The sequence below is a fragment of the Paenibacillus sp. YAF4_2 genome (assembly GCF_052113225.1).
Taxonomy (GTDB): domain Bacteria; phylum Bacillota; class Bacilli; order Paenibacillales; family Paenibacillaceae; genus Pristimantibacillus.
The window spans coordinates 264,546-284,357 of sequence record NZ_JBFRCT010000009.1 but is presented as its reverse complement, the minus strand read 5'-3'; the positions used below and the strand labels follow the sequence as shown (position 1 = coordinate 284,357).

At 50.2% G+C, this 19,812-nt stretch carries 17 protein-coding genes; 1 reads left to right on the top strand and 16 read right to left on the bottom strand.

Features of this window, described 5'->3' with window-relative positions; translation table 11 throughout:
• Positions 1-8: 8 nt before the first annotated feature.
• Genes rsmB through coaBC form a run of 5 tightly spaced genes read right to left on the bottom strand, consistent with a single transcriptional unit; the run spans position 9 to position 6,698 of the window.
• Positions 9-1,493 (bottom strand): 16S rRNA (cytosine(967)-C(5))-methyltransferase RsmB, encoded by a 1,485-nt coding sequence (gene rsmB, locus AB4Y93_RS21545; protein WP_441894933.1) that lies wholly within the window; start codon positions 1,491-1,493, stop codon positions 9-11.
• Entirely contained in the window at positions 1,490-2,440 is a 951-nt protein-coding gene (gene fmt / locus AB4Y93_RS21540) for a methionyl-tRNA formyltransferase (RefSeq protein WP_441894932.1), read from the bottom strand. The genes rsmB and fmt overlap by 4 nt, the downstream gene beginning before the upstream one ends.
• A 4-nt stretch (positions 2,441-2,444) precedes the next feature.
• Positions 2,445-2,933 carry a peptide deformylase gene (gene def, locus AB4Y93_RS21535; protein ID WP_167278003.1) on the bottom strand — a complete coding sequence of 163 codons (489 nt, stop codon included), beginning with the start codon at positions 2,931-2,933 and terminating at the stop codon, positions 2,445-2,447.
• Positions 2,934-2,967: 34 nt separating this feature from the next.
• On the bottom strand, positions 2,968-5,469 hold the full coding sequence (priA, locus tag AB4Y93_RS21530) for a primosomal protein N' (RefSeq protein ID WP_441894930.1): 2,502 nt from the start codon (positions 5,467-5,469) through the stop codon (positions 2,968-2,970).
• Positions 5,466-6,698: a bifunctional phosphopantothenoylcysteine decarboxylase/phosphopantothenate--cysteine ligase CoaBC gene (gene coaBC / locus AB4Y93_RS21525; RefSeq protein ID WP_441894928.1), complete on the bottom strand. Its 1,233-nt coding sequence runs from the start codon at positions 6,696-6,698 to the stop codon at positions 5,466-5,468. Before coaBC ends, priA begins: the two co-directional genes overlap by 4 nt.
• Before the next feature lie 216 nt (positions 6,699-6,914).
• Here coaBC and AB4Y93_RS21520 point away from each other — a divergent pair, with 216 nt between their 5' ends.
• A complete protein-coding gene (locus AB4Y93_RS21520) occupies positions 6,915-7,820 on the top strand; it encodes a J domain-containing protein (protein WP_441894926.1) in 906 nt (301 codons plus the stop codon).
• A 68-nt stretch (positions 7,821-7,888) separates the two neighbouring features.
• On the opposite strand, the gene AB4Y93_RS21515 is transcribed toward AB4Y93_RS21520, so the two are convergent.
• The 11 genes from AB4Y93_RS21515 to AB4Y93_RS21465 all read right to left on the bottom strand — a co-directional run bounded on the left by AB4Y93_RS21515 (position 7,889) and on the right by AB4Y93_RS21465 (position 19,789).
• Positions 7,889-8,473, bottom strand: a complete 585-nt coding sequence (locus AB4Y93_RS21515) for a hypothetical protein (RefSeq protein WP_441894925.1) — start codon at positions 8,471-8,473, stop codon at positions 7,889-7,891.
• A gap of 172 nt (positions 8,474-8,645) precedes the next feature.
• Complete coding sequence (locus AB4Y93_RS21510; RefSeq protein ID WP_441894924.1) at positions 8,646-9,386, bottom strand: LutC/YkgG family protein; 741 nt, start codon at positions 9,384-9,386, stop codon at positions 8,646-8,648.
• Complete coding sequence (locus AB4Y93_RS21505) at positions 9,379-10,893, bottom strand: LutB/LldF family L-lactate oxidation iron-sulfur protein (RefSeq protein WP_441894922.1); 1,515 nt, start codon at positions 10,891-10,893, stop codon at positions 9,379-9,381. The genes AB4Y93_RS21510 and AB4Y93_RS21505 overlap by 8 nt, the downstream gene beginning before the upstream one ends.
• The gene (locus tag AB4Y93_RS21500; protein WP_441894920.1) at positions 10,890-11,618 is read right to left on the bottom strand and encodes a (Fe-S)-binding protein; all 729 of its coding nucleotides are present in this window, start codon (positions 11,616-11,618) and stop codon (positions 10,890-10,892) included. Before AB4Y93_RS21500 ends, AB4Y93_RS21505 begins: the two co-directional genes overlap by 4 nt.
• Positions 11,619-11,646: 28 nt before the next feature.
• Complete coding sequence (locus tag AB4Y93_RS21495) at positions 11,647-12,405, bottom strand: DeoR/GlpR family DNA-binding transcription regulator (RefSeq protein ID WP_441894918.1); 759 nt, start codon at positions 12,403-12,405, stop codon at positions 11,647-11,649.
• Positions 12,406-12,720: 315 nt separating this feature from the next.
• On the bottom strand, positions 12,721-12,930 hold the full coding sequence (gene rpoZ, locus AB4Y93_RS21490; protein ID WP_441894916.1) for a DNA-directed RNA polymerase subunit omega: 210 nt from the start codon (positions 12,928-12,930) through the stop codon (positions 12,721-12,723).
• A gap of 15 nt (positions 12,931-12,945) precedes the next feature.
• The gene (gene gmk / locus AB4Y93_RS21485) at positions 12,946-13,566 is read right to left on the bottom strand and encodes a guanylate kinase (protein ID WP_167277985.1); all 621 of its coding nucleotides are present in this window, start codon (positions 13,564-13,566) and stop codon (positions 12,946-12,948) included.
• A gap of 13 nt (positions 13,567-13,579) precedes the next feature.
• Complete coding sequence (gene remA / locus AB4Y93_RS21480) at positions 13,580-13,840, bottom strand: extracellular matrix/biofilm regulator RemA (protein WP_005548256.1); 261 nt, start codon at positions 13,838-13,840, stop codon at positions 13,580-13,582.
• A 300-nt stretch (positions 13,841-14,140) separates the two neighbouring features.
• Complete coding sequence (locus AB4Y93_RS21475) at positions 14,141-16,030, bottom strand: bifunctional homocysteine S-methyltransferase/methylenetetrahydrofolate reductase (RefSeq protein ID WP_441894914.1); 1,890 nt, start codon at positions 16,028-16,030, stop codon at positions 14,141-14,143.
• A gap of 15 nt (positions 16,031-16,045) precedes the next feature.
• Positions 16,046-16,876: a diaminopimelate epimerase gene (gene dapF / locus AB4Y93_RS21470; protein ID WP_441894912.1), complete on the bottom strand. Its 831-nt coding sequence runs from the start codon at positions 16,874-16,876 to the stop codon at positions 16,046-16,048.
• A 132-nt stretch (positions 16,877-17,008) separates the two neighbouring features.
• Positions 17,009-19,789 carry a calcium-translocating P-type ATPase, SERCA-type gene (locus AB4Y93_RS21465; protein ID WP_441894910.1) on the bottom strand — a complete coding sequence of 927 codons (2,781 nt, stop codon included), beginning with the start codon at positions 19,787-19,789 and terminating at the stop codon, positions 17,009-17,011.
• Positions 19,790-19,812 lie beyond the last annotated feature (23 nt).

Below are 19,812 nucleotides of genomic sequence, written 5' to 3'. Positions count from 1 at the left end.
CAAATGGACTACTGACGTCTGCGAAGACGTGCAATGAAGAACCCATCACTGCCAAAATGATGCGGCAAAAGCTGTGCTTGTCCCTTAAACGAGCTGTCAATGATGCCTTTCTCGCGAAGCGGCTGAAGTACTTCCTCTGGCCACTCGGCGTCTAGCTGAAACTCGGGATGCTCCTGCAAAAAGGCAGCTATCTGGTCTTCATTCTCTGTGCTTTCAATCGTACATGTGCTGTACACAAGTGTGCCGCCCGGCTTAACAAGCTCTGCAGCCGCTTTGAGCAGCTTACGCTGAATTCCAGCGATCTCAGCAACATCGCCAGCCGTCTTCGTCCATTTGATTTCCGGTTTGCGGCGGATAACGCCAAAGCCCGAGCAAGGGGCATCCAGCAGCACGGCATCCAATGAAGCCGGAGCGAACCGTACTCCAAGATTGCCGGCATCTTCCGTAATCGCTTCAATATTCTGAAGGCCAAGCCGTATGGCTTGGTCTACGATAAGCTGACGCTTATGCGGATGGAGGTCATTGGCATACACTTTGCCTTTGCCGCCCATCAGCTCTGCCATATGTGTTGTTTTGCCGCCCGGAGCTGCGCAGCAATCAAGCACCTGCATGCCTGCTTTAGGAGCTACCACTTCGGCAACGAGCATCGAGCTTTCATCCTGCATCGTCCATAGACCTTTGCGGAATCCTTCCGTATCAGCCAGATTACCGCCGCGGCGCACCACAATACCTGAAGGAGCAAGCTTCGATACTTCCGCGTCACTGCCTTGTTCAGTCAATAGCTGCAAGGCTTCTTCTCTCGTTTCACGAAGAGGATTGATTCTCACACTGGCATGTGGAGCTTCATTGCCTGAAGCACAGATCGCTTCGGTTGTTTCCACGCCGTATGCTTTGATCCAGCGTGCAACCAGCCATTCCGGGTAAGAATGTCTTACCGAGATTTGCACGGCCGGATTCTTATCGGAGATTGTGTCGATCGTGAGCTCCGCACGGTTCCGGTCAATGCTGCGAAGAATGCCGTTCACCATTCCTGATATTCCCTGATGTCCTCTACGCTTTGCAATGGTTACCGCCTCGTTCACCGCAGCATGGGCCGGAATTCGGTCGAGGTACAGCAATTGATAGGCGCTCATGCGCAAAAGCTGATGCACCCAAGGCTCCAGCTTACGCAGTCCCTTAGCCGCAAACTTACTTAGCCAATGATCTAACGTCAGTTGGCGCTGAATCGTGCCGTAGACAAGCTCCGTCACAAGTCCAGCGTCAGCGCGCTGGAGCTGAGCATCCTGCAAAGCACGGTTAAGCTGCAGATTACTGTAAGCTCCAGTCTCCGCAACCTTCACCAGTGTATCAAGAGCAAGCTCGCGCGGCGTACGGACGCGGACAGTGCGCTGTTCCTTCGGACCCGACTGACCTTTTCCATGTCCGCCCGGCTTCTGTTTTGGTTTTCCTGAGGTATTGTTCTGCTTCTGCTTCATCGTATCTCTCTCGCTCATGCTTCGCCTCCGCCAAATACAGCACCGGCTGATAGGCGGGCACCTGGAAGCCAGTCTGCTACCGTCATTACTCGTTTGCCCGAAGGCTGTATTTCAAGCAGCGTCAAAATCCCGTCACCGGTCTGTACCTCAATGCCCGAAGCGCTTACGGCAACTACCGTACCCGGAGCAGTGGATCCAGAGCCCTTCGAACCGCTAGGCTTCGCTGATACCCATACCTTAAACACTTCACCGTTCAGGTACGTAAAGGCACCTGCCATCGGTGACAAGCCGCGAATCTGATTATAGATGCTGATCGCCGATTTGCTCCAATCGATCCGCTCATCTTCACGAGTCAAATTTGGTGCATAGGTCGCCAGCTCATCACGCTGCGGCTCAGCTTGTACTTCACCCGCGATAATAGCAGGCATCGTACGGCCAAGCAATTCAGCACCAGCTGCACTCAGCTTCTCAAACAAGGTACCCGAAGTATCCTCATCGGTTATTGGCACTTCTACCCTGCTGATCATGTCTCCAGTGTCCAAACCTTCTGCCATGTACATGATCGTAACGCCAGTCATAGACTCTCCATTAATAATCGAACGCTGAATCGGCGCTCCACCTCTGTAACATGGAAGCAGCGAGCCATGCACGTTAATGCAGCCGAGACGCGGAATCTCAAGCAAGGCTTTTGGCAAAATTTGACCGTAAGCTGCTGTCACAATCAAATCCGGCTGAAGCTCAGCAATGGCAGCAACAGCTTCCGGGCTGCGCATCCGTTCAGGCTGCAGCACAGGCAGACCAAACGCAATAGCCGCTTCCTTCAGAGGAGGCGGCGTCAGCATGCGTTTACGGCCTTTCGGGCGGTCTGGCTGCGACACAGCAGCGACTACGTTGTAGCCCTGCTCGATAAGGAGACGCAGGGAAGGAACGGCGAATTCCGGCGTTCCCATAAATACAATACGCATTCCTTTACTCGCCGCCTTTTCTTTGTCTTGCCGAGATGTCATATACATTTTGAGCAATATCGGTGAAGAGAATGCCGTTCAGGTGATCAATCTCATGCTGGAAAGCAACCGCAAGGAAGCCGCTTGCTTCAACTGTAAACGGATTGCCCTCTGCGTCCTGACCATTCACAACGATCCGCTCAAAACGATTCACATCGCCATTCAGGTTCGGTATGCTCAGGCAGCCTTCCGGACCAACCTGCTCGCCTTCTTTTTCTACAATGACAGGGTTAACCATAGAGATTAGACCTGTTTCTTCATCGCCAATATCAACTACGATTACACGCTTGGAGATGCCGATCTGCGGCGCCGCAAGTCCTACACCGTCTGCGTCATACATCGTTTCCGCCATATCTTTCAGCAATTTCTGCAGATTGGAGTTAAATTTCGTTACTTCCTTAGCAACTTCCCGGAGCACCGGATCTGGTTCTTTCACAATAATACGAATGGCCATCGCCTAATACCTTCCTTTACGATCGTTATCTATTTTATAAAATGACTTGCGGATCGACGTCGATACTAAACTGCACCAGCTTGAGCGGTGAGCCCTCTATAAAAGGGGCCATCGCTTGCCTAAGCAGCGCCGGTACGTCGATGTTTCCACGATATTTTATCACACATTGAAAACGGTAGCGATCTTTCATTCTAGAAATTGGTGAAGCGACAGGACCAAGAATATCCATAGCCCTCGGCAAACCGCCTTCAAGCGGACCAAGAACTCCCTCATCAGCAGCCAGCCCGCGGAGACGCTCGGCAAACTGCTCACTGACCGATGACAGAAGTGGCAGCTGCTCATGCGACATCGTCACAAGAACCAGCCTGCAAAACGGCGGATAGCCCATAACTCCGCGATGTTTCAGCTCCTCCCGCACGAATGCAGCATAGTCATGCTGCTGAGCGGTTACGATCGCATAATGCTCAGGGGAGTAAGTCTGGATGACAACCTCTCCCGGCAAATGATGACGCCCTGCTCGCCCTGCTACTTGTGTGAGCAGCTGGAATGTCCGCTCCGCCGAACGGAAATCCGGCAAATTAAGTGACGTATCCGCAGCAATGACGCCTACAAGCGTGACAAACGGGAAATCCAGACCTTTGGCAACCATTTGCGTCCCTAGCAGCACATCCGCTTTCCGCTCACCAAATTGCTTAAGCAGCTTCTCATGGGAATGCTTCTCGGTTGTCGTATCCACATCCATCCGTATGACGCGGATCCCGGGGAACAGCTTTGCCAGCTCCTCCTCTACCCGCTGTGTGCCTGTACCGAAATAACGGATATGCTCGCTGCTGCAGGAAGGACATTCCTTTGGTGCAAGCTCTGCATGACCGCAATAATGGCAGCGAAGCGCCCGCGATTTCTGATGATACGTCAGCGAAATATCACAATGTGGACAAGCTGCCGTATACCCGCAGGAACGACACATTACAAACGTCGAGTAGCCGCGCCGATTGAGGAGCAGCACCGACTGTTCTCCGCGCTCCAGCCGCTCAATGAGTGCGGCATGAAGCCGTCTGCTGAACATCGAGCGGTTGCCGTCTTGCAGCTCGGAGCGCATGTCGATCACTTGAACGGGCGGCATCGGACGGCTGCCAACCCGTTCGGGCATCGGCAGAAGAGCCGATTCCTTACCTGGCGCCGGCTGACGGCTGGCAGCTGCGAACGACTCCAGTGACGGAGTCGCTGAACCTAGCACTACGGCTGCGCCATGCTGCCTAGCGCGACGTACAGCCACATCACGTGCATGGTATTTCGGGCTCTCTTCCTGCTTATACGAGGATTCATGCTCCTCATCGATAATGATGAGCCCGATTCGCTCGAACGGTGCGAATATCGCTGAGCGTGCGCCAATCGCAACCTCCACGCGCCGGCTGCGGATCTTGCGCCATTCATCATAACGCTCGCCGTTTGACAGCCGGCTGTGCAGCACGGCTACAGCATCGCCGAAGCGGCCTTTGAAGCGTTCGACCATCTGCGGCGTCAGCGAAATTTCCGGGACAAGCACGATCGCTTGCTTGCCTAATTCTAAGCAATGCTGAATCGACTGCATATAGACCTCAGTTTTGCCGCTGCCCGTAACCCCGTGCAGGAGCAAAGCCTGCGATTCGCCGCGGCTCACCGTGGCAGCTATCCGTTCATACACGGTCTGCTGACCTGGCATCAGCGGCAGCGGTTCAGTCCGCTGGAAGTTTCGTCCTGCGTAAGGATCGCGCTCCTGCTCGACTTCATGCATTCCGAGCAGTCCTTTGTCGACGAGCGCACGGACACTAGCAGGCGATCCGCCGGCTTCAGCGAGCATGGCCTGCAGCGGCATGGCCTCGCCCCGCTCCAGCATGAAGGAAAGCAGCTCACGCTGTTTGCCTGCCCGTGCCGGGAAAGACTGCAGGGCTTCACGTGCCGCAGCTTCGTCTTCTGGCGGGAACACCGTCAGCACCTTGCGAATGGCAAGTCTATCTCTTATAGAAGTCTGCTCTAAGAGCAGACCTTCACGGAGTGCTTCCTTGATGGCTGATGCATAATCCGGAAAACGCTGCTGCAATGTCTCGAGCTTCACCTGCTTCTGCTTTGCGATCCAATCCATCATATCCTCCGGCAGCAGTGCCGTGAGGCCATACTCCTCTGCCGAGAATTCAGGATCATCGTTCAAGCTGATGTAGCGTTCAGCTTTCCCCTTCAGCGCCGCTGGTATCATTGCCTGAAGTGCAGTCGTCCAGGAGCAGCAATATTTATCACTCATCCATTTGGCAAGCTCAATTAGATCAGGCAGTAAAGGAGGCATAGGATCAAGCAGCTCTGATATCGGCTTCAGCCGTTTCGGGTCGATATCCGCTGTTTCCGCGAGCTCAATGACAAACCCCTGCAGCACTCTTCCACCGAACGGCACGCCTACCCGGCTGCCAACCTCAACCCAGCTCTCCAAGTCTTTGGGTACTTCATAATCAAACGGCCGATCCGTCTGGCGGCTCGGCACGTCGACAATGACTTTGGCAATCATTCGCCCCGACCTCCGTTATTGGCCGTTCCCTCCGCTATCCGCTGCGCTGCAATCGCCAGAATCCGCTGCGCCGTCTCACGCTTGGATAACATCGGCATTGCTTCGATCAAGCCGCTTGGACCGAACAGCTGCACGATATTCGTGTCGCCGTTAAAGCCTGCTCCGTCCTGACTGACATCATTACCTACAATCAGATCGCAATTTTTGCGAGTCAGCTTATCCATCGCATATTTCTCCAACTGCTCGGTTTCAGCAGCAAATCCGATCAGAAACTGATGCTTCTTCCGCCCGCCTAAGGTTTGCAGGATATCTGTTGTTTTCTCCAGCTCTAGGGTTAGTGTTTCGCCAGATTTCTTGATTTTCTGGCCGTGTGTTGTCACTGGCCGATAATCCGCAACCGCTGCCGATTTGACGACAATGTCAGATTGATCGAAGCGTTCAAGCACGGCATCAAGCATCTGCTGTGCCGATTCCACTCGGACAACCGTAACGCCTGCAGGAGCATCTACGGACGTTCTTCCCGCAATAACCGTAACCTCTGCTCCCATGACTTTGGCCGCTTCTGCAATGGCAAAGCCCATTTTCCCAGAAGAATCATTCGTTAAATACCGGACCGGGTCAAGCCGCTCCACCGTACCCCCCGCCGTCACAAGCACACGCTTGCCGGCAAGCTGACCGTTCTCCTTCGCCCTCAGCAAGGAATGAACCGCGATCACAATATCCTCCGGCTCCGCGAGACGTCCTTTCGCCACATAGCCGCATGCAAGCTGACCAGTACCCGGCTCCACAAACATCACACCGCGTGAAGCGAGCAGCTCCAAATTACGAACAACCGCAGGATGCTCGTACATATGCACATTCATCGCAGGTGCAACTAAAATCGGGCTGGTTGCAGCAAGAAGCGTTGTGCTGAGCATATCATCCGCTAGTCCGTTAGCCATTTTCCCAATCATATTAGCCGTAGCAGGTGCAACAACGATCAGGTCGGCACGATCCGCTAGATCAATGTGAGAAACAACTGAAGGGTCATTCTCATCAAACGTATCGATATGCACCGGATGACGGGATAACGTCTGCAGCGTCAGCGGTGTGATAAATTTAGTTGCCGATTCCGTCATGATGACGTGGACCTCAGCCCCTGCCTGCACAAGCTTGCTGCAGAGCGCCGCTCCTTTATAGGCCGCGATTCCGCCGGTAATACCTAGTAAAATTGTTTTGCCTCTCAACATAAAATTTCCCCCGATAACATTGCTCTTAATCTATGTATTGACGGTTTAGTCCAAGCCCATTCGCACTTTTTCCTATCATACCATAGGTCGTCATAATTTGTAGCCCGATTGACTCCCAGATGGAGGAATGGAAATCTTCTAAACAAATCCGTATACTAGAGAGTAGCTATTCTTTTTTTGAGTTTTTCTACTACTAACTGAGGTGAGAGTAACTCCATGGACGAACTGAAACGAGCCTACGAAAAGATGGGTCTCCCGGACAATGCTTCGAAAGAAGAGGTCGATAAGAGGTACACCACCTTAATGCGTCAATCTCGCTCTAGACAAAGAGAAAATCCGAGCGGTACAGACCAAGCTGATTTCGAGGAAGTAACACGTGCTTACCGGTATATCTTGAATGAGGAGAACCGTAAAGCAAGCGAAGATTTCAACCAGCAGGAATATGGAAAGTACAAAAAAATGGCCGGCTCTGCGGAAAAAGTAGATCACTTCTGGCGCTATTACAAGTTTCACGTTCTTGGCGGCATCATCGCTCTTATTCTTGTTATTGTAGGCATTAACAGCTTTATAGACCATCGGGCTGAGCAAGAGCGTCTGGCCAAGCTTCCTCCGGTAGACCTGTCCATTATGTATTTGGGCGAGTACTATATGAGCGACGCAAGCGGCAAACAAACGACCGAGAAAGATATCGAAGCTGCACTTCTTGAGCAATTCCCGGAATTTAAGCGCTTTAAAGTTAACTTTACGTATGTTCCGCTTGATGCCAAGGATCAAATGGACATTGCCTCTCAGCAAAAAGCGATGGTTGTTCTAGCTACGGAGCGCCCTGACATCTATATTACAGATACCGCTGCCTTTAACTGGGTTGGACCGCAAGGTGCCTTTATGAATCTGGACTCCATAGCAGGCATCTCTGATCTGCTTAAGCCAGAAGACAGCTACAAACAGAAGACCGAAGATGTTCCTGATGAACACACTTACGGCGTTAAAATTTCCGGCAGCTCGCTCCTCGGAAACATTCCGATTCAAGGCAAGGATAACTTTATTGCAAGTGTTCGTGAAGGTTCGAAGAACACGGATAAAGCTGTTCAGTTTATCGAAAAATTCCTTCAAACAAAATAATGCAAATAAAATAATACAAATAGAAAGCAGCAGGCTCCACTTGAGCCTGCTGCTTTTCTTCGCTTTAGTTATGCCCTAAGATACCTATTAACCTGCTTGACCCAGTCGCCTTGTTCATCCGCAAGCAGAGTTGTCCACCCGCGCAAGACAGGATCATAGAAGTTTTTGGTCTGATCATCCACAAACAGAATGAATCCTTGTTGCTCACAATGCTGTTCCACCAGGGTATAGATCGCAGCGTCCGGCTTGCAGCAGCCGGCAGCACTGGAAATCGTTACACTTCGCAGATAAGGCTTTAGAGGCGTTACAATATGCTCTATCCACTCCACTCTATGATTGCTGAGCAGATGAATGTTCGCATACTTGCTCCAGCGCGGGATCTCATTAGCTGCTGGCAAGGGAGTAATTTGTGATAGCAGTGACTGCCGTGCATCAACTTTGTCGATTGTAGGGAAGTTTGAAGTAAGCTCATTCCAAAACTCATCTTCCGAAATAGTGCCCATCCATAATTTCACACGAATTTGCTGTTTAAAATGAACAAGCTTCTCGTATGGAATTTCATATCGTGACGTAAGCTCCTGCCAAAACTGCGGAGAAAAATTAGCAGCGATAACTCCTGCCACATCAAGCACTAAATCTGGCTTTTTGGACACATGCAGCTCTCCTTATAGAAGGAATTATTTTCTAAAAGAATTCGAGGCTTCCTGTCATACTCCTGCTAATTCTTCTCCTTACACCCAACTGCAAATAAAAAAGCTCGCATGCTCAGTCCGGCGTTGCAAACGCCAATCCAAACATGCGAGCTTCACTCGCGTAACTATCCAACTATCCAATCAGCAAAGCATAAACCACACCGGGACCATGAACGCCAATCGTAAGATCATTCTCGATATCAGCTGAGCGGCTTGGGCCGGAAATAAAGTGGATACCCGCTGGCAGCTGCTCGCGGCCCGCTTCATCAAAATGAATCAAAATCTCGCCAAGCCTTGTCTTCAGCCGCTCCAGCGGAATAAGCACAAACATAACGGTTGGCAAAAGACTGACTGAACGGCCTTTATCCTTCGAGGACAATACCGTCACAGAACCTGTATAGGCTGCCGCATAATCTGCCACCACAACCCCGAAATCGGCTTCCGCTGCACGCGCTTTCCAGTTCTCATCTGCGTCACTGTTCCATACCCGAACCGAAGCTCCTGCGCCTTGAAGTGCTTCCTCTAGCCCCAATTCATTAAGCTCCGGCTGATTTTGCCGAATGACATACCGTGCGCTTAAGGCTGCAGCTTTCTCCGCAATAAACTGCTTTGCAGCATCCATATCCGCCAGTCTAGCCACATGTCCGCCAGCGCTCTTAAAGTTCTCCTCGAACCGATCCATTCGTTCTTCAAGCGGCCACTCGAAGCTTTGCCAGAAATCAGGCGCCCCCCGGAATGGATGCTTCGGCGCTTCCATTACTCGCGGACGTCTCAGCTTCTGAGCGATCCCGTTCATGAACGATTCCTGCTTTCGCTTGGAATCCTCCGCCAGCTGCTTCAGCCACTCATCATGTGATTCTGCCTGATTAGCCATGTCCGTTGCCTCCCCCGCTGTCTCTATCCCGCATAATCGCTTCCATCCGGCTTTTTACAGCAGGATCTAACTCCTGCAGCCCATGGCGCAGCTCCTGCTCCAGCGTTCCCCATTGGTCGCGGAATGACTTCTTAGGCAGGCTTGGTGTAACACGGTACGTATTCCAGCCTTTTAGCGGCCCAATCTTGAGGCGGATCCCACCGTCCCTGACGACAAGCTTTTGACCCAGCTTTCCAAGCTTCACAATGGTTGAATAACGCTTTGCACTGCCCATGACGGCAGCAAAGCCTTTCATGCCAAGCGACTCCGCCGCATTGCCATGGCCTTGCTCCAGTTTTCTCCGGCGCAAATAGATGAGCATTTCATGCAGAGGTATTTTGACCGGACAGGCCTCGTAACAAGCTCCACATAGACTGGATGCATTCGCAATATCATCCCATTCGCCCACATTTTTGTTAAGCGCAGGTGTCAGCACCGCACCAATCGGACCACTATAAGTACCACCATAAGCATGCCCGCCAATATGACGATAAACCGGACATGCATTCAGACAAGCACCGCATCGAATACAATTCAATAATTCCTGGAATTCAGGGTCCCCAAGCTGCAAAGAACGTCCATTATCAACAATAATGATATGCATCTCATCAGGACCGTCCGCATCAACGTCACGCCGCGGCCCGGTAATACCAGACATATAGACTGTTAGCTTTTGCCCTGTCGCAGAACGTGGCAGCAGCGTAGCCATCACTTCCAGATCAGACCAGGACGGAATAATCCGCTCCATCCCCATCAACGTAATTTGCGTCTTCGGAACCGTCGTCACCATTCGTGCGTTGCCTTCGTTCTCGAACAGAACCATAGAGCCCGTCTCGGCAATGGCGAAATTACAGCCCGTCATGCCGATATCAGCTTCAAGAAACTTCTCGCGAAGCTTCTTCCGAACAAAGCCAGCTAGAATGGATGTGTCCGGTGCGAGTGTCTCGCCCGCCTCTTTAGACAACAGATCAGCTACCTGGTACCGATTCTTATGAATCGCAGGAATAATAATATGAGACGGCGTCTCCCCGGCAAGCTGGATAATATATTCACCAAGATCAGTCTCAATTGCCTCAACACCAATGGACTCAAGCTCATGATTGAGATGCAGCTCTTCGGTTACCATTGATTTCGACTTTACAACCGACTTCGCTTGCTTACGCTGCGCAATCTCAAGCGACAGCTTCACTGCTTCTGCCGATGTCTCGGCAAAATGTACATGCACGCCATTTGCCCGTGCCTGATCCGCAAATAGATTCAAATAATAATCGAGATGCGCAATCGTGTGCAGCCGGATTTGCCGGCCGCGCTCCCGCCAGTCATCCCAATTGCCATGTTCATCAGATGCTTGCTTCTTACCATTACGAAGCCGCTCCGTTGTAAACTTAACGGCTTTGCGTAAGAACTCATCGTTCAGCGCCAGATCGGCGCGTTCTTTCACTGTGGATGCTGCTCCAGCCGTACTCATGCCTGCTTCACCCCTTCATACAACAGCTCCGCCAAATGCATCACCTTCACAGGCTGATTACGGTACCTGAGGTTACCTGCAATGTTCATCAGACAGGCCAGATCGAGCCCAACTAACACTTCGGCTTCCGTCTCCAGTACATGATCAACCTTCTCCGTTACCATCGCACCTGAAATATCCGCCATCTTAACAGCAAAGGTCCCACCAAAGCCGCAGCAATCCTCCGCGAATGGGAGTGGAACGAGTTCAAGCCCCACAACATTACGCATAAGCTCCAAAGGCTCTTCTTTCACACCAAGCAGCCTGCTGCCGTGGCAGGAAGGATGATAGGTGACTTTATGTGGAAAAACGGCGCCTAGATCTTTAACACCAAGCACCTGAACGAGAAACTGTGTAAATTCGTATGATTTGCTCTGCAGCTTAACAGCTCGTGCATGCATATGCGAGTCCGCTTCGAACAGCTTCGGATAATGATGAATCATGCCTGTACAAGAGCCCGAAGGGGAAATAACAAAATCACTATCTTCGAAAGCGTCAAGAATCGTCTTGGCGGTCTCCCGTGCTTCCTTCCAATAGCCGCTATTGAAGGCCGGCTGACCGCAGCAAGTTTGAACAGTTGGAAAATGCAGCTGTATTCCGTACCGAGCCAGCAATTTAACCATGGCTTCCCCTACGCGGGGATATAATGTATCGCTAAGACAGGTGATAAATAATGAAACCTTCACCTCGCCACCTCACAAACGTATCAATTCGTTAAACTAACGTAACCGTTATGGAACGCTCAGATAATTGAGAAATCGCATCCTGTGGAAGACGGCGATCTGTGATGATGGCATTAACCTCTGCCAAGTCACCTACATGTGTAAAAGCTTGAACGCCAAACTTGCTGGAATCCGCCAGCAGAATAACTTGTTCCGCAATGCCGAGCATTTTGTGTTTAATGCGTGCCTGAAGCTCATTAGATTCACTAATGCCGCGCTCCAAATGCACACCCTTGCAGGATAAAAACAGCTTGTTCACATGATAGGATTCAAGTGACCGTTCAGCAAGCGGTCCAACATAAGATAAAGATCGCGAAGCAAGAATGCCGCCGGTCGAGATCACTTCGATCTTCTCTTTACTGCTCAGCGCAATGGCAACTTTTATCGAATTGGTCAATACGGTGAGCGGAATATCTGGCAGAATCGATGCCATATACCAAGCTGTTGAGCTGGCATCCAGCAAAATCCGGTCATTAGGCTTAATCAGCTTGACCGCTTCCTCAGCAATACGTCTTTTCTCATCCGCATGCATAATTTCCCGTTCTGCAACCGGAGTCTCCGGTTGAGTATCTTTTACGCTTACTGCTCCGCCATGAGAACGGCGCAGACGTCCAGCTTGCTCTAAACGGTCAAGATCCCGGCGGATGGTCTCCTCCGTCACCTGACAGAGCTCGCTCAGCTCCGATACCCGAATACTGCCCCGCTCATTAACCAATCGAACTATCGCTTCATACCGTTCCGCAACCAGCATAGCCTACCTCTTTCTCTTTCATCTCATTTTTCCATTACCTACCGATATTTTAAAATATTATTTATTATACAACGAAGGAATATAAGTCTATTACGAGAATAAGTTAGGCCGAATTAACAAGTATCCCATAACAACTGCTTCATTTTGTTTTCCCCCGTTTAAGATTTGTTTTTGTTTGTTTATATGTTAACATGTTTGTTTGTTTTTGAAAACAATTATTTCAAACAAAAACGGACATAACCAGATATGCTTGGAGAAAGATCAAAAAAAATAGGATGGAGCCATTGGCCCCATCCTATCCTTCAATACCTCTTATTAGTCTTCTTTGCCTTCTGTTTGTTCAACAATCACGATGTCGTGATAGATCTCTTCCAGGGCAACGCCAACAAACTTACGGGATTTCGGGTTGCGTAGTTCGGATTTCTCACCATTACGCAGCATACGTGCACGTCTCGAAGCCGCCACAACGAGCGAATACTTGCTGTCTACCTTTTTAACCATTTCATCAATCGATGGATACAACATTGTTCTTCACCTCGCTCAGGCTTTCTCGGGTTGCAAAGATGGCATTTCTCCCAAATGAGAATAATACCGGTCTCTGCGGCAATGCTCAGCTACAATAATACTTTGAATACGATGACATGCGGCATCAATCTCATCGTTAACTACCGCATAATCATAATGACGGATTAAGTTCATTTCTTCAACTGCAACCGTCATTCGGTTATTAATTGTGTCTTGCGTTTCTGTTCCTCTGCCTGTAATACGCGACTTAAGCTCGTCAAGTGACGGCGGCAACAAGAAGACAAACACGCCTTCAGGGAATTTCTCTTTCACCTTCAAAGCACCCTGAACCTCAATTTCCAGAATGACGTCTCTGCCGCTTGCCAGCGTACTCTCTACAAAATCACGCGGGGTACCATAGCAGTTGCCAACGTACTCGGCATGCTCCAGCAGGGCATCGTTAGCAATCATATCCAGAAATTGTTCTCTTGACTTAAAGAAATAATTAATGCCATCGATCTCACCTTGTCTAGGTTTCCGTGTCGTTGCCGAAACGGAATAAACAAGCTCAGGCACCTTTTGACGCAAAACGGAACAAACGGTTCCTTTTCCTACGCCAGAAGGTCCAGACAATACAATTAACAATCCCTTATCCATAATACTCCCCGTACTATTCGTCGTTATCGTCATCCTTAGTCGACAAACGATGTGCTACCGTCTCCGGTTGCACCGCCGATAAAATGACGTGGTCGCTGTCTGTAATAATAACAGCACGCGTGCGTCTTCCGTATGTCGCGTCAATCAGCATATGTCTGTCACGTGCTTCTTGAATAATCCGTTTAATCGGAGCCGATTCCGGACTAACAATTGAAATAATGCGATTGGCCGAAACGATATTGCCGAAGCCAATATTAATAAGTTTAATAGCCAAGTCAGGTTCCCCCTCCGGTCTTCCTCGTGCAACTCCCATATGAATCAAATCTATTTGTATAAATGTAAATGGCCGACGAATTACTTCATCTACCAAATAACGACAGAACCATTGCACTATTGTTGACGAAAAAAGTCCGGAGCATACGTTCCGCGCCGCGCCTTCACCCGCTGCTGCTATACGCTGCACTGCCTGTCCAGAGCATCATATAGCAGACCAAACAGGTTATGCTCGATCCGTTGTTATATATTTTAAAGGATTTTATAGAAACGAACAAGAGAAAAAGAGAAATCAGACGATTTAGTGTCTTTTTACCCCTGTTTTCACCCATACATAGTCCGTCAATTGAACAGCCATATCGTAGAACATAAACGGTGTCATGAAGTATATCCCGTTGAAATGCTGAAGTGCTGTATCAAGCAGCTCCTGCGAGATCTGTACGCCTTCCGCTCTTCCCGCAGCGCCTTCCAGACCTGCCATCCGCTTCCGAACCTCGTCAGACAATTGGATCCCCGGAACCTCGTTATGCAAGTATTCCGCATTACGCCCGCTTGCAAGCGGCATAATGCCGATGAATACCGGTACAGACAGATGCTTGGTCGCTTCTGCCATCTTTTCAATTAACACCGAATCGTAAACCGGCTGCGTCATAATGTAGTCCGCTCCGGAAGCGATTTTACGCTCGAGCCGCTGTACGGCTTTGTCCAAATGCTTCACATTGKGATTAAAAGCTGCACCTACAATGAATTTTGCTTTTTGCTTCAGCGGCTTGCCCGAGAATGCGATCCCCTCATTCAATTGTTTGATCATCTTAATCATCTCGAACGAGGTCAGATCGTACACCGAACTTGAATCGGGCAGATCGCCAAATCTTGCCGGGTCGCCTGTGACAGCAAGCACATGGTCGATGCCAAGCGCATCAAGGCCCATCATATGTGACTGTGTGCCGATCAGGTTCCGGTCGCGGCAGGCAATATGAACAAGCGGCCGCAGTCCGACTTTTTCCTTCACAAGTGCTGCCAGCGCCAAGTTACTCATGCGTGTGACTGCAAGCGAGTTGTCTGCCATCGTGATGGCATCCGCTCCACAAGCTTTCAGCGCAGCCGCTCCAACCATAAACTTTGTAATATCCAGATCCCGCGGAGGATCCAGCTCTACGATGACCGTATGTCTTACCTTTACGATATCGACAAGATTAGGTTCCAACAAAATTGGAGCCTCCGGACGTTCCTCCGAAGCGTCTTTCACAACCTCTGTCTGCTCCGATAGTTCAATAACCTCCGGTTCAGGAACAACTGCAACAGCAGTCGCATCGCCTTGAGGTGTATAGTCTTTGAGCGCCTTCGCCATGGCAGCAATGTGTTCTGGCGTCGTTCCGCAGCATCCGCCAATAATCCGTGCTCCGCGGTCTGCAAAACGTAATGCCATTTCGGCAAAATAATCCGGTCCAGCCGAATAGGTATATTTCCCGTCTACATAATCCGGAATACCTGCATTCGGGAAGATAGACAGGGGCAGGTCTACCGGACCACCAATCGCATCAACCGCCCGCATAATACCGTTAGGGCCGCTGCGGCAGTTGAAGCCAACCACATCTGCCCCTTCATTCTTCAGCAGTGTGAAAGCATCCATAAGCCCCGTACCGTCCTGTGTACGGCCAACGTCTTCGACCGCGAATTGACAGATTATAGGCACTTGAGAAACTTTGCGGACTAGTCCAAGTGCAAGGCGCATCTCATCCAATTCGTAGAACGTTTCGAATAAGATGCCGTCCACACCCTCCAAAAGCAATGCATCAAGCTGACGCTCAAATGCATCACTTACTTCAGAATCATTAAGGTCCTTCAGCTTCCCTGTCCGGATTGAGCCTACGGCACCTACCACATAAGCATCAGAACCCGCGGCCGCTTTGGCGATGCGAGCTCCTGCCCGGTTAATCGCTTCCATTTCGGACTCCAAGCCGTATTTGGACAGCTTGACCAAATTGGCAGAGAACGTATTAGTCTCAATGACGCGAGCTCCTGCTTCATAATACCGGCGATGGATGCTCTCAATAACATCCGGACGGGTCATATTCAATTCTTCATAAGAAACGCCGACAGGGAACCCCATCTGATACAGATAGGTTCCCATCGCGCCGTCCCCGGTTAAGATACGCTGCTTAAGCTTCGTTCTCAAATCGGGCTTCATATTCATTTCTCCCTATTACCATTCACCGCGGAACACTTCGGCTGCAGGTCCTGTCATATAAACATGATTATCTGCTTCGTTCCATTCAATCGTCAGGTCGCCGCCTTTAAGCGATACAATAGCTGTACGCTCCGTGAATCCGTTCAATACGGATGAAACAACCGTTGCACATGCGCCAGTACCACAAGCAAGTGTTGGGCCTGCGCCGCGTTCCCATACTCGCATTTCCGTGTGCTCACGCGATGTCACGGTCACGAACTCGACATTGATTTTACGTGGGAACATAGGATGTGTCTCCAGCTTCGGTCCCCAAGTTGCAAGATCAAAGTTTGCAGCATCATCCACATAGATCACGCAATGCGGGTTACCCATCGATACGGCTGTGAAACGGAATTCACGTCCGTCAACCTCGATTGGATGCTCAATCACACGCTCTGCATCAACGGTTGTTGGCACTTGCAGACCATTCAGAATCGGTTCACCCATATCAACACGTACGGATTGGACTTTACCGTCCGATATCGACAGTTGAACGGTTTGTGCACCAGCACCAAGTGTTTCGATCTTGATCTCTTCTTTATTCGTCAGGCCATTATCGAATACATATTTCGCTACACAGCGAATGGCATTGCCACATTGCTCAGCTTCCGAACCGTCGGAGTTGATAATACGCATGCGGAAATCCGCAATCTCCGATGGCAGGATATAGACAAGTCCATCTGCTCCGATTCCGAAGAAACGGTTGCACAAATTGACTGCCAGCTCTGCTACATTACCAGGCAGCTGTTGCTCGCCTGCTACTACGATAAAATCATTTCCTAAACCATTCATTTTTGTAAATTTCATTATAAGGTTCCCCTTTACTGCAGCTAATTAGTAAGAATCAAGCTATCATTTTTTTCTTAGCATACAGCAAAGCCTGACGAAACGCTATTCATAATTCCGATCATGATTTGCACTTTTTCCCGTCAGTAATATTTATACATTTTTATATTTGAACGACATTTTGGCTTGCTTGCTTTTTGGCTTGCTTGTGCCAAGAACACTGCCAATACCCATTAGGAATGTTGGAATGCCGGCAGCTACAAAGACAAGGCACCAGTCACGGAAGTAAAGCGGTACAGTCTTGAAGATTGGCTGAAGCATTGGAATGTACAGGACGCCGATCATAAGGATTAAAGACGACAGGACGGCGAGCACCAAATAACGATTCTGAAACATATTACGATGGAAAATCGAACGCGAGCTGCGGCAGTCAAAGACGTGAATAAGCTGGGCAAGAACCAATGTGGCAAAAGCGACAGTCTGCGCTTTGGTGAGCTGCTCTGCGGCTGTACCTGGAGCCATCTTCAGGGTGATCCAGAACGCACCAAGTGTACAAACGCCTATTAATACACCACGGCTGATGATTTTCCAGCCAAGCCTTCTTGCAAAGACACTCTCTTTGGCTGAACGCGGCTTCTGCTGCATAAGATCCTTTTCAGCCTGGTCAACACCTAGAGCCATAGCAGGCAATCCGTCTGTTACAAGGTTGACCCACAGGATCTGGATCGGCACCAGCGGCAGCGGCAGTCCGGCCATCATAGCCAGGAACATCGTCAATATTTCGCCAACGTTAGAAGCTAGCAGGTAACGAATGAACTTGCGGATATTCTCATAAATGCTCCGGCCTTCCTCAATCGCAGACACAATCGTTGCAAAATTGTCATCGCTAAGGATAAGTGCAGAAGCTTCCTTCGATACATCCGTCCCCGTTATCCCCATCGCAATCCCGATATCGGCTGCTTTGATAGCAGGTGCATCATTAACGCCATCCCCTGTCATCGCAACGACATGTCCTTTTCGCTGCAGTGATTTGACAATCCGCAGCTTATGTTCCGGGGATACGCGGGCATACACATAAATATTATCAACGTGACGGTCTAGCTGCTCGTCTGTCATATTCTCAAGCTGTCTTCCACTCATTGCGACACCGCCGCGAGGCATAATGCCAAGCTGGTTCGCAATCGCTTCGGCAGTAAGCTGGTGGTCGCCCGTAATCATAACCGTTTTGATGCCGGCACGGCGGCAAGTAGCAATCGCTTCACGTACTTCGCGGCGCGGAGGGTCGATCATACCGGTCAGGCCAACAAATACAAGCTGGCACTCCACATCGGCTTCTGTCTCCATTGCTTCGCCGCTGCGAAGATCACGGTAAGCGAGGCCAAGCACCCGCAAAGCAGACTGTGCCATTTCTTCAGCAGCTTCAGCACATTTCTTCTTCAAGGTTGCGGTGAAAGGTACGACTTTGCCATCCCACAGTACATAGCTGCAGTGATCCATTAGAACATCCGATGCGCCCTTCGTATAGATGACGCGGCCGCCTTGATGCGATACGACAACGCTCATCCGTTTCCGTTCCGAATCGAAAGGAAACTCTTTTTCCCTCTTATATAAGCCTTCCAGCGATTTAGCCGACATTCCCAGCTTGGCCGAAAGTACAGTAAGCGCACCTTCTGTTGGATCGCCTTTGAGCACCCATTCCTCTTGTATTTCCTTGCTCTTCCGTTTCTTCGAATCCTGCTGCTCGACTTGTGTAACCGTAGCATTGTTGCAAAGAGCCGAGATCTGCAGAAGCCGCTTAAGCGAAATATCATGCTTCACATCAACCGCTGCGCCTTCTTCGAACACCGCCCCTGATGGATCATAGCCCTCACCAGTTACCTTAAGATGACGGCCACCAAGCCATAAATTGGTTACGGTCATTTTATTTTGCGTCAGCGTTCCTGTTTTGTCCGAGCAAATGACAGATGCGCAGCCTAACGTTTCCACAGAAGGCAGCTTTCGAACGATTGCTTTCCGTTTGATCATACGTTGTACACCAAGCGCGAGTGCAATGGTAACAATAGCTGGAAGACCTTCTGGTATGGCTGCAACAGCAAGGCTGACCCCTGCAAGGAACATGCCGTAGGCAGGCTGTCCATGCAAGATACCGGCTATAACGACCATGATAGTAAGTCCAATCGCCACGGCGATTAGTATTTTACCAAGCTGCTCCAGTCTGTGCTGAAGCGGCGTTTCCATTGATTCCGTCTGCTGGATGAGTCCTGCAATTTTACCCATTTCCGTGTCCATGCCTGTCCGAACAACAACACCTTTAGCTGTACCGCGGGTAAGCATCGTACCCATAAAGCCCAAGTTACGCTGATCACCTAGCGGCAGCTCAGCCTCATGGATAGCAGCTGCATGTTTACCTACCGGTACAGATTCCCCTGTCAGCGCGGATTCCTCCGCATAACAGCTGTTTGCCTCGAGAAGCCGGATATCGGCCGGAATACGGTCTCCGCTCTCAAGCAGGACAATATCCCCCTTCACAAGATCTTTGGCTGGAATAACAAGCTGTTCTCCCGCGCGGAGCACCTTTGCCGTTGGTGCAGACAGTTCCTTGAGGGCACTTAGGGATTTCTCTGCACGGAATTCCTGAATGAATCCGAGAACCGCATTTAGTGCAATGATCGCCACGATCGTGACAGCATCCAGGTATTCTCCGAGGAGGCCCGATATTAGAGTAGCGCCCATTAGCACAAGCACCATGAAATCTTTAAATTGATTCAGAAAAAGCATAACCGGCGAAATCCGTTCGCCCTCCGCCAGCTCATTCCGGCCGTTATTCGACAGTCTTTCCGCCGCTTCCGATGCATTCAGCCCTTGCGCAAGTGAGCTGCCCAGCGTGTTCGCCAGATCGCCCGCCTCCATTTGGTGCCATTTCATTTGTTCCATTGTACGACTCCCTCCCGTATATG